The organism is Tenacibaculum soleae (assembly GCF_030549005.1).
GTDB classification, from domain to species: domain Bacteria; phylum Bacteroidota; class Bacteroidia; order Flavobacteriales; family Flavobacteriaceae; genus Polaribacter; species Polaribacter soleae.
The window spans coordinates 32,398-41,106 of sequence record NZ_JAUOSW010000012.1 but is presented as its reverse complement, the minus strand read 5'-3'; the positions used below and the strand labels follow the sequence as shown (position 1 = coordinate 41,106).

The window sequence follows — 8,709 nt, the reverse complement described above, 5'->3', positions numbered from 1 at the left end:
GCACGTTTGCTACGTCTGATTTTCCTTCGGAAAATCCTCGCACGCAAACACGCAACTTTCCATATACAAAACCGTTGGCAAACATTAGAGAAATGAAAAAACTAATAATATTATTCATTTTAATCTCAAAAATTGGATTTGGACAAGACACCAAATACCTCTCTGAGAACTATGAATTTAAAAATGGAGAAATTGCTTATATGTTTGGTAACGATGTTAAACTTCGAGACCAACCAAATGCGAAATCCAATGTTTTGGCTCTTTTGAAAATTGGTGAGCAAATAGAAATTATGGAAAAGTCAGATTCCACAATGAAATTCGACGGAATTGAATCACCTTGGTACAAAGTAAAAACGAACGACAAAGTTGGATTCGTACTCGGAAGCCTAATCTCACTTGACAAAGCAACTAAAGGAAATTTGACTTATTTGGTATCCTTAAAAAAGGACGGACTTAAATTGTTTGCTAAAACAAGGGTTTTGGAAAATGGATTAGATTTTAAAGAGAATATTTCTCAACTTATGACAGGCGAGTTTTCAATAAAAGCAGTTGGAAATAAAGGACTTGAAAACATAAAAAGCATCTTTAAAATAGACTATTTAGCAGAATCTTGTGGAGTAAATGGAGGCGGAATTTATTTGTTCTACGATGGTGAAAACCTAATTAAAGCTATTGATTACACTCAAGTAGCTGATGCGGATGCATATTGGTTCATAGAAGAATATATTTTTCCAAATGACAAAGAGGGAAAAAAAGGCAAAATAGTTTACAAAAGAGAAGTTGGTGAAACTAAAGAATATGAAACGGAATGGGTTGAAACTAAATTGACCCAAAGAATTCTGGAATGGGATGGAAAAGAGATATTTCCAAAAATAGAAAACGAAGATGAATAATAACGTTTGCCAACAATGTATAACCGCAATTACGGCGGATTCGACTACGTCCGAATCCACTTGGAATTGCTAACGTCAGTGTCAAACCCAAAATTAACGCATATAAACCCGTAACTGACGGTTATACTAGACCGTTGGCAATAATTAAAAACCGAAATCAAGGTTATGAGAAAAATATATTTACTGATTTTAATCTTCACTTTTTCTTTTACAAAAACATTTGCTTGTAGCTGTATTGAAACAAATGAATCTTTAGCGAAAAAAGTTGAAAAAGCATTTATTCAAGCTGATTTGATTATTAGCGGAACAGTCATTGGAACAAAAAAATTCAACAACGGAAAATATATGTTTTCTGGAAATCCGATAATTTATGAGTTTGAAATTATTAAAACTATAAAAGGAAAAGTAAAAAAAAAGATTATTGAAATCGCTTCGGCTGAAAGTGATGCAAGTTGCGGATACAGTTTTGAAATGGGAAAATCTTATTTAGTCTATGCGAGAAAATCTAATGAATTTTCTTCTAAAACAAAAAATGAATTTGATTACACGACAAGTCTTTGTGATAGAAATCAAAAAATAAGAAAAGTCAATAAAAAAGAATTTGAAAAGCTTGAAAAACTGAAATATAAAGAAGAAAAATAACTATTGCCAACACCGTGTATAATTAATGGCTAGTTCTCGCCTACTTACGAAAATCCTCTCGGATTTTCTATTCGGTTTTTATTTACTAAATTTAGTGCTTTAAAACGCCATAAATCATACACAAACACGTTGGGCATAATTTGAGGAAAACAGTATACATATTAACAATTTTATTTCTATTTAACTGTAAAACTTATACCAAAGAGGAAATAACTATTAATTCTGAATCTTATGAATTAATAGTTCCTAAAAATCATCAAGAATTATTAATTCTATTTCCTGGTTTTGGAGAAAATAATGAAGGAGTTAAAAACGAATCAAATTTAATTAAAAGTGTTTTAGATGAAAACATTTCCGTCTTAATTATTAAAACAAACAGAAATTTATTCCTGAATAAATTAGAAAAAGAAAAAACCGCAAAACTTCTTTGGGAAATAATAAAAGAAAATAACATTCATGGAAACGAAATTTATATTGGTGGATTTTCTGCTGGTGGAAATCTCGCTTTACAATTGGGAAAATATCTGACTTTTTATAAAAATGGAGAATTTAATCCAAAAGGAATTTTTATTGTGGATTCTCCAGTAGATTTAATACAATTATATAAAAACTGTAAACAGAAAGTTGAAAAAAATAATTCTGTTCTAATAAATGAATCTAGTTTCCTGTTAAATTATCTAAATCAAAAAATAGGAAAGCCTAAAGAAAATTTAGAAGAATATAAAATATTTTCACCATATTTAGATTCTTTAAAATATATTGAAAATGTTAAATTTAATGAAACAGAATTGGTGTTTTATACAGAACCAGCGTTGGAATTTAATAGAACTATTTATAAAAGAGGTTTTGAGGAAACAAATAGTTTTCAATTAAAAAATTTACACAAAGAATTAAAAGAGAATGGTTTTAAAACATCATATATAGAAACCAAAAATAAAGGTTACCGAAAAAATGGAAAAAGAAATCCACATTCTTGGTCAATAATAAATGAAAGAGAAATTTTAGAATGGATAAAGAAAAAAACTATGCCCAACACCGTGTATAATTAATTGCGGCGGAATTTCCCTTTCGGAAATTCACGCGAATTAATTATCTTTCCGCATTGGCGGAAAGTGAATCGCAATTTTAATCGCAAACAAATCATGCACAAACACGTTATGTGTAAGCTGAGGAAAGATTCGAACTAAAAATAAAATGACTGAACAATCAATAATAAAACAGATTGGAAAACCTGCCGAAATCGATTTACGAAAACCGAAAGCGATTGGAAGTACAGGATTTTATCTAAAGTCATTTAAAACGAAAAATTCAGAAACTGAAACTCTGAAAATTGAATCGAAATGCAACTTTGAAAAACGAACTGGCGGAATTTTATTACGTGCGAACTATTCCAATAAATTAACTGCTATTCCTATTCCGAATGAAAACATTATTGGAATCTCACTCAAACGCGGAAAAGAAAGTATTAATCCATTTTTTTTATCACCAATGTGGATTTTATTAAAACTCGGAGTTTCTATATTAAAAGCTCGATATTTTAGATTTTGGCTTCACGAATATTCAATTGACCAAATGGAACTGAATATCGAAACGAATGAATATGAAATGGAATTCATTGCTAATGGATATTTATTTGAGCGACAATTAAGTTTCTTTGAGAATTTGAATTGCGGAAACAAATTAAAAACGGAAAGAAAAGCCAGCACATAACAACGTGTAAAATTAATTGCTAGTTTCGGCTCACTTGGGAAATTCCTTCGGAATTTCGCCGTTCGTGATTAATCTAGTAAATTAGTTGCTTGAAATACGCAACTAATCTTACACAACAACGTTAGCAACAAGCAAAAAAACACGTGAAAAACAAAAAAACCGTTCTGATTTTGAAAATTTTGTATATTTGAAAAAAGTTATAACAGATGGACATTCAATCAAGAAAAATAGAATTTATGCAAGAGTTCCTTAAAATTCAAAGTGAGGAAGTTATTTCTAAGCTTGAAAATATATTGAGAAAAGGGAAGAGCAATGCTGAAAATATTGATTTTAATCCAATGTCTATTGAGGAATTTAATTTGAGAATTGACAAATCAATGAACGATTCAGAAAACGGAAAACTAATTGAGGCTAGTGAATTAAAAGCCAAAATGGAACAATGGAGTTAAAAATATATTGGACTGAATTTTCCGAAAAAGAACTCGCTGAAATCTTCAAATATTATAATAGAAAAGTAAATTATCAAGTTGCTAAAAAAGTAGTTGACGGAATTTATAATGAAACTCTAAAATTAAAAACTCAACCAGAAATTGGGAAAATTGAAGAATTATTAAAAGGAAGAAAACAAAAATTTAGATATTTAGTTTTTAAGAATTATAAAATTATTTATTGGATAAACTCCGCCAAAAATTGGGTTGAAATAAATGATGTATTTGACACTCGACAAAATCCACCGAAAATTAAGCGAACGAAATAATGCCAGATTGCCAACAACGTGTATAGTTCATTACGGGGGATTTTCTTACAGAAAATCCTCGCACTTTCACTATCTTTGGTCTAAATTCGGAAAATTGCTGCGCTCTTTTCCGTAACGAAACCATACACAAGTACGTTGTGCGTAATTAAAAAAAATCTTCATATCAAGAATATTTTGAACTATAATTCTTATTTTTGATTATAAATATTAAATGTGATGAATATTCAAGCAGAAAAAATACAATTAGCTAAAATGCTTTTAGATACTCAAAATCCGAAAATAATTGAGTCTATTAAAAACATTTTTAAAAGGGAAAAAACAGTAGATTTTTGGACTGAATTATCGCTTGAACAAAGAGTTGAAATTGAAAAAGCATCAATAGAAATTGAAAACGGAGAAATGACCGATTATGATTCTTTTATGCAAAAACACAGATAAATGATTCGTAAAGTTGTTATTTCAAAAACGACTGAGAAAAAATTAGATTCCCTTTTCAGCTATTTAGTTGAAAAATGGTCTGTTGAAGTAAAAAATGAATTCATTGAAAAGTTAGATTATTCAATTGAACTTATCAGAAATCAACCTGAAATGTTTCCTGAATCTAAACAAGGAAAAAAATTAAGGAAATGTGTTGTAACAAAACAAACTACCTTATTTTATAGATTTACATCTAAACAAATTAATGTAGTTACAATTTTTGACACAAGACAAAGCCCGAAAAAATTAAAGCAAGAAATCTAAATAACAACGCACAACACGGTGTATAATTAATGGCTAGTTCTCGCCTACTTACAAAAATCCTCGCGGATTTTCTATTCGGTTTTTATTTACTAAATTAGATGTTTAAACCACGCAACAAAGCATACACAAACACGTTGGGTTTCATTAACAAAAAACAGCGTCCTGAAATAGGTTGACTAAAATTAAACATTTAATTATAGTCACTTATGAAAACACAAAAAGAACACTGGCAAAAAAAAAGCTACCAAAAAGTAACACTTGAACTCAAATTGTCTGTCGTTGACCAAATTCAAAACGGTCAAATTTCCACTAATTTCGCTTCTAAAAAATATGATGCTCCAAGAACAACAATTGGGTATTGGATCAAAAAATATAGTACTTTAGTCCAACAAAACACAGGTATGAGTAAATTAGATGAAATTAAAAAACTAAAGGAGCGTATTGAAGAACTAGAGTTTGTAAAAGACTTTCAGCAAGATGTTATTGCTGACATGGAAATCATTACGGGAGTAGATATGTCAAAAAAGTCATTACCCAAAACATTAGCAAAAGAGATACAACTAAAAAAGAAAAACCGTTTAAAAGAAAATGGTTCTATCAGTGTTTTGGGATTAGTAAACAAGCCTTCTACAAAAGAGAAAAAGGTAAAACAAAGTAAAGCTATAAACGACACTAAAATAATTACGATGGTCAAAGAATATCGTAAAATAGTAAGCTCCAGAACTGGGGGTAAAAAACTCTATAAAGAACTTAAAAATCAATTAATTGAACAAGAAATTAAAATCGGTAGAGATAAGTTTTTTGATGTATTAAGACTGCATAATTTACTCGTCCCTAAACTCAAAAACTACATAACTACCACAAACTCTAATCATCTATTTAAAAAATATAAAAACCTCATTCAAAACAAAATACCTACTAGACCCGAACAACTTTGGGTAAGTGATATTACATACATTAAAACAGAAAAAGGACACAACTATTTAGCTATTGTAACTGACGCATATTCTAAGGAAATTATGGGATATAAATTAGATGACCATATGAAGGTGTCACTCTGTAAAGATGCTTTAAAAATGGCTTTAAAAAATAGAAAATATCCTTCCGAAAAGTTAATTCATCATTCTGATAGAGGGATACAATACTGCTGTCCAGAATATACACAGTTTGCTGAAAAAAATGGAATAACAATGAGTATGACAGAGCAATATGACCCATATGAAAATGCTATTGCTGAGAGAATCAATAGAACTTTGAAATATGAATATGGGTTTAGAAACTGTCTTAAAAACACTCTTATTGCTCAAAAATCAGCCAAACAAGCTGTATATATTTATAATAATTTAAGAACACATTTTAGTTTAGATTTAAGAAAACCTACAGAAGTACATTTAAATACAAATCGTATCGAAAAAATAATGTAAATTTGACTGAACTAACAATTTAAAAACAAGCCGAGTTCAAATTATTTTTTGCCTTCTAAACGGCTAAAAAAATAGTTTGAACGCTATAAATTAGCCTAAAAAAAGGTCAACCTATATCAGTATAATACAATACCCTATATTGGGTATTGATTTGTTTAATCATTTAAACTAATTTTGAAAAAAAATCTATGGAAAAGTTAATTACATTTTTGTCAATTATATTACTAATTGGCTGTTCGAAAGATGATAGTTCTACACCAACGGAACAAGTTATTACAGAACAATTTATTAATGGGGGGAGAAATTAAAACATCACAGTTGGTTACTATTACAAATGACAATTTAACCTATGAACAATACACTGGTTATATTGAAAACAGTGAAGTAACAATTTTAAAAACAAATGATTCTGAATATGTTTTTAAAGTTCCAAGTAATGTAGAATTGGGAGAACAAATTCTTAATATAACTAATTTACAAAATTTTAAAATAAAGTATTTAATTACTGAAACAATCATCAATAGTACTCCAGATGAAACCCTATCTACATATTTTTCTAGTATCAACGACTATTTAACAACTACACAAGGGACGGCTAACTACAACTACACTAATGCATTTATGACAAACTTAAATGATGTTTATGCAAATTCTTCAGAGGAAGATAAAATTTCAATGGCTAAATACTACAAAGCAAATAAAGCATTATTTGATGAAATTTTAACTACTGATTTTGCAAATAGAACGTCATCTAGTTTAACTGACTTAGGTCTTTTAACAAAATATGGTTTTGCTACACTTGCTTGTGGATTAACTACTGCAGCTGCAATTTTAGACCCCGAACCAACGACTAAATTAGTTTGTACTGGTATTGCAATAATTGCATGGAATAAAGCAGCAAATTACAAAACTCAATTTGCTGAGAGAAATCTCAAAGTATTAGGAGTTATCATCGATGGAGTTGTAGGAAATAATAATATAAGTGGTCGTTCAGAAAATCAAGCTATAGAATTTACTACAAATCAGGAAATAAGCTTATCGCTTGAAACAAATAATAGAGCAATTATAAATTCTGATGAAAACGACAATAATGGAAATATATCGGAATATTTTTCAAAACACAATAAATTTAACACTATTATTGGAAAGCTAAACACTGTAATTCAGTTTTTAAACGATAATATTTTCTTTTCTAACATTAGCTTACTAAGCCAATATATTGTTAATAACACTAATCAAATTAGCAATATAACTGCTGACCAAGATTCTTTTAATAACTTAAATGTATCCCTCAGCAACAGCAACTTAATACTTAATAATATCTCATTTGAGAACGGAAACATTAAATTAACAGTCTCAATAATTGATGAATCTATTGTTACTGAATTTGTAGAAGCAGAACTTAACTTTTCATTTAATGATGAATTTAATAATATTTCAGGTAGCTTGCCAATTAAAGTTAATAAAACACCAAACCCTTTTATAGGTAACTGGCAAGCAATAAGTTTTAATGGCCAACCTTTTTCTGCGCCTTATAGTCAAAGTAACTATAATAGCCAGTGTGATGTATATCAAGCTTTTTATTATATTAATAATGGTACTGCAACGATTACCGAACAAAACATCAATATTTTAATTAATAGATACTTAAATTTTTATATAATTCCATCAGCTGACAATGATGGTAACTTAATTTGTAGTTCAATTACTTTAACTTCGGATAGTCCTGAGAGTAATTATTTAAACTACGAAGATTCATATATATATGATGGAAATAATGTCATAGAAAACATAGATGGTATTCATAACAATACAAATGGAGATACTTTTAACATTAGTCCAAATAGGATTACTTTAATTAATGAAAATGAATTTACTATATCAATACCTGGGCATTTTGGGAGTGATGTTGTTGTCATTTTATTTTCAAGGCAGTAACCGTTAGAATATAAAACAAATAATTAAATTTATCAAAATTAACGTTTGCTAACAACGTATATAAAAAATAGCAGTTAAGAGCATAACTCAAGGTTTAGTTCTTTTCTGCTATCTTGTTTTTAAATTGAAAATTAGTACATATAAATCTGCTACTTTTCATATACAAGATCGTAGCTGTTTATCCTGATCCGTCCTGAAATAAGGCTACATAATCTTAAACATTATGTACAGAAATGACAAAGTAATTAGACGTTACAGTGAACCTTTTAAATTAAAAATTTTAGCCGAACTTACAATCGGAAAACATACAAAGAGCGAACTTTGTAAACTCTACTCTATTGCTCCTACAACAGTAAACGTGTGGATTAAAAAGTACAATCAAAAAGACTTAATGAACACCAGAGTAAAAGTGGAAACTAAAGATGAAATATCTAGAATTAAAGCACTTCAAAAAGAGATTGAAAAGCTTAAAAAACTACTCCTAAAAAAAGATCTCGATGCTATGAAGAATCCTATCTTGAAGTAGCTGCTGAGGATCTAGGTTATAAATCTATTGCTGAACTAAAAAAAAAGTTAAGTATAAAGCCTTAATTAAAGCTAAAGG

At 29.0% G+C, this 8,709-nt stretch carries 11 protein-coding genes; all 11 read left to right on the top strand.

Features of this window, described 5'->3' with window-relative positions:
- Positions 1-92: 92 nt before the first annotated feature.
- The 11 genes from Q4586_RS13490 to Q4586_RS13440 all read left to right on the top strand — a co-directional run bounded on the left by Q4586_RS13490 (position 93) and on the right by Q4586_RS13440 (position 8,631).
- Positions 93-893, top strand: a complete 801-nt coding sequence (locus Q4586_RS13490) for an SH3 domain-containing protein (RefSeq protein WP_303529837.1) — start codon at positions 93-95, stop codon at positions 891-893.
- A gap of 165 nt (positions 894-1,058) precedes the next feature.
- Complete coding sequence (locus Q4586_RS13485) at positions 1,059-1,535, top strand: hypothetical protein (RefSeq protein WP_303529834.1); 477 nt, start codon at positions 1,059-1,061, stop codon at positions 1,533-1,535.
- Between the two features lie 140 nt (positions 1,536-1,675).
- Positions 1,676-2,584: an alpha/beta hydrolase gene (locus tag Q4586_RS13480; protein ID WP_068706433.1), complete on the top strand. Its 909-nt coding sequence runs from the start codon at positions 1,676-1,678 to the stop codon at positions 2,582-2,584.
- 145 nt (positions 2,585-2,729) lie between these two features.
- Entirely contained in the window at positions 2,730-3,245 is a 516-nt protein-coding gene (locus Q4586_RS13475; protein ID WP_068706435.1) for a hypothetical protein, read from the top strand.
- A gap of 206 nt (positions 3,246-3,451) precedes the next feature.
- Positions 3,452-3,694: a hypothetical protein gene (locus Q4586_RS13470; protein WP_068706437.1), complete on the top strand. Its 243-nt coding sequence runs from the start codon at positions 3,452-3,454 to the stop codon at positions 3,692-3,694.
- Positions 3,685-4,002 carry a type II toxin-antitoxin system RelE/ParE family toxin gene (locus Q4586_RS13465; RefSeq protein ID WP_303529828.1) on the top strand — a complete coding sequence of 106 codons (318 nt, stop codon included), beginning with the start codon at positions 3,685-3,687 and terminating at the stop codon, positions 4,000-4,002. Before Q4586_RS13470 ends, Q4586_RS13465 begins: the two co-directional genes overlap by 10 nt.
- A gap of 216 nt (positions 4,003-4,218) precedes the next feature.
- Positions 4,219-4,440, top strand: coding sequence for a hypothetical protein (locus tag Q4586_RS13460; RefSeq protein ID WP_068706440.1), 222 nt, complete (start codon positions 4,219-4,221; stop codon positions 4,438-4,440).
- Positions 4,441-4,743, top strand: coding sequence for a type II toxin-antitoxin system RelE/ParE family toxin (locus Q4586_RS13455; protein WP_068706441.1), 303 nt, complete (start codon positions 4,441-4,443; stop codon positions 4,741-4,743).
- Positions 4,744-4,949: 206 nt separating this feature from the next.
- Positions 4,950-6,167, top strand: coding sequence for an IS3 family transposase (locus Q4586_RS13450; protein WP_303529818.1), 1,218 nt, complete (start codon positions 4,950-4,952; stop codon positions 6,165-6,167).
- A gap of 291 nt (positions 6,168-6,458) precedes the next feature.
- The gene (locus Q4586_RS13445) at positions 6,459-8,105 is read left to right on the top strand and encodes a hypothetical protein (RefSeq protein WP_303529815.1); all 1,647 of its coding nucleotides are present in this window, start codon (positions 6,459-6,461) and stop codon (positions 8,103-8,105) included.
- Positions 8,106-8,328: 223 nt separating this feature from the next.
- Positions 8,329-8,631, top strand: coding sequence for a transposase (locus Q4586_RS13440; RefSeq protein ID WP_303529812.1), 303 nt, complete (start codon positions 8,329-8,331; stop codon positions 8,629-8,631).
- Positions 8,632-8,709: the final 78 nt, after the last annotated feature.

Bases quoted from the DNA above. Each gene is read 5' to 3' on its own strand.
- Q4586_RS13485 (WP_303529834.1), top strand. From the start codon at position 1,059: ATGAGAAAAATATATTTACTGATTTTAATCTTCACTTTTTCTTTTACA.
- Q4586_RS13490 (WP_303529837.1), top strand. From the start codon at position 93: ATGAAAAAACTAATAATATTATTCATTTTAATCTCAAAAATTGGATTT.
- Q4586_RS13465 (WP_303529828.1), top strand. From the start codon at position 3,685: ATGGAGTTAAAAATATATTGGACTGAATTTTCCGAAAAAGAACTCGCT.
- Q4586_RS13450 (WP_303529818.1), top strand. From the start codon at position 4,950: ATGAAAACACAAAAAGAACACTGGCAAAAAAAAAGCTACCAAAAAGTA.
- Q4586_RS13470 (WP_068706437.1), top strand. From the start codon at position 3,452: ATGGACATTCAATCAAGAAAAATAGAATTTATGCAAGAGTTCCTTAAA.
- Q4586_RS13460 (WP_068706440.1), top strand. From the start codon at position 4,219: ATGAATATTCAAGCAGAAAAAATACAATTAGCTAAAATGCTTTTAGAT.
- Q4586_RS13475 (WP_068706435.1), top strand. From the start codon at position 2,730: ATGACTGAACAATCAATAATAAAACAGATTGGAAAACCTGCCGAAATC.
- Q4586_RS13455 (WP_068706441.1), top strand. From the start codon at position 4,441: ATGATTCGTAAAGTTGTTATTTCAAAAACGACTGAGAAAAAATTAGAT.
- Q4586_RS13445 (WP_303529815.1), top strand. From the start codon at position 6,459: ATGGGGGGAGAAATTAAAACATCACAGTTGGTTACTATTACAAATGAC.
- Q4586_RS13440 (WP_303529812.1), top strand. From the start codon at position 8,329: ATGTACAGAAATGACAAAGTAATTAGACGTTACAGTGAACCTTTTAAA.